This is a genomic window from Polaromonas sp. P1_E1_2, assembly GCF_056406035.1.
The window spans coordinates 1-1,371 of the sequence record NZ_JBFUAZ010000845.1; the positions used below are offsets into that span (position 1 = coordinate 1).

Below are 1,371 nucleotides of genomic sequence, written 5' to 3' on the forward strand. Positions count from 1 at the left end.
GTCCTTTTGTCTTTCTGAACGTGACAAAAAGTCCTTTTGTCTTTCTGAACGTGACAAAAACGTGACCAGATTCCCCTCGGTTTCAGGCTTCAAGCGGACGATCCGCGTGGCAGCCGTGGCCAGGTGCTCCGTTCCATACTTCGCATAGCGGTCCACCATCTCCCGGGATTTCCAGCCGCCCAATTCCTTGAGCTCATCGCAAGACGTTCCCGCCTGACGATGCCATGAGGCCCACGTGTGGCGCAGGTCATGGAACCGAAAATCCGAAATACCGGCAGCCTCAAGCGCTGTACGCCAGGCAGAGTTGGTAACCTGATAACGCATCGGTTCGCCCCGAAAGGTGAAACAGTGCGTCAGGCTCTTGCCAATCTGCTCCCTCAAGACTTCTTTCGCATCTTCATTCAACGGAACTCCCCGGGGCGTGCCATTCTTGGTTTTATTGAGCCAGGCGGTATGCCGGTTCAAATCCACCCGATTCCACTCCAAACCCGTTATCTCGGAAGCACGGCAGCCTGTTGCCAGGGCAAACCGTACCAGGGCCGCCAGATGGGGCGCACAGTAGCGAATCAATCGATCCGCCTCCTCATGCGTCAACCAGCGGTCCCGCTCGACTTCACCGGTCAGGAGCCTGATTTTCGGAAAGCTGTCGATCCACTGCCACTCATCGCGGGCCATCCGAAAAAGGCCGCGTATCGTAGCGAGGTACCGGTTCACCGTGGCAGGCTTGTTGCCCTTCTTGAGTTCTCCCTGGACAACGGCCCAAATCACGTCACCATTGATCTGACTGAGCATCATCGACCCCAGGTAAGGGTCAAGGGAGCGGCAAATCTGCTGCACATCCGAAAAACTTCTCAATGTCCGCTTCAATTCGAGGTACCGGACAACGGCTTCTTGCCAGCTACGCTGAGGCTTCAATCCAAAGTGGGTTTCCCGGTACGCGTCCAGCTTCAGTTTGGCTAGATACGCTTCGGCGTCCTCTCTGATTTCAGTCCCAGCGCTTTGGCGTACTCTTTTGCCGTTGGGGAGCGTTGCATTGATCCACCAGAAACCGGAATCCGGTCTCTTGTAGACACCTGTTGAATTGCACCGAAGTCTGACCCGAGTTTTCCATCGAATTTTGACCCACACTCTTTGTGAGCAGAAGGTGCTCACGATGTGGATAAGTTCTTGGTTTTCTCCTTTTTGGGCTGAGTCTGTGTGGATCTGCCTCAAAGTGCGCCGCTGTTTCCGCGATTTTGTTGCCTCGATTCCCAGCCAGGTGGCCAGCTTCTCAGCGTAGGGATCGAGCTTAGTTGAGCTGACCCGCCTTGGGTACTTGGGCTCGCTCTCTTCCGATCGCAGGTGCTTCTTTATTGTGTTGCGAGCCAGGCC

1 protein-coding gene is annotated in these 1,371 nt (G+C 55.3%); it reads right to left on the bottom strand.

Annotation, left to right across the window (positions count from 1 at the left end):
- Positions 1 to 1,371 (bottom strand): tyrosine-type recombinase/integrase (locus tag AC1D1P_RS23435; RefSeq protein WP_477674654.1); only part of this gene is annotated, 1,371 nt, incomplete at both ends.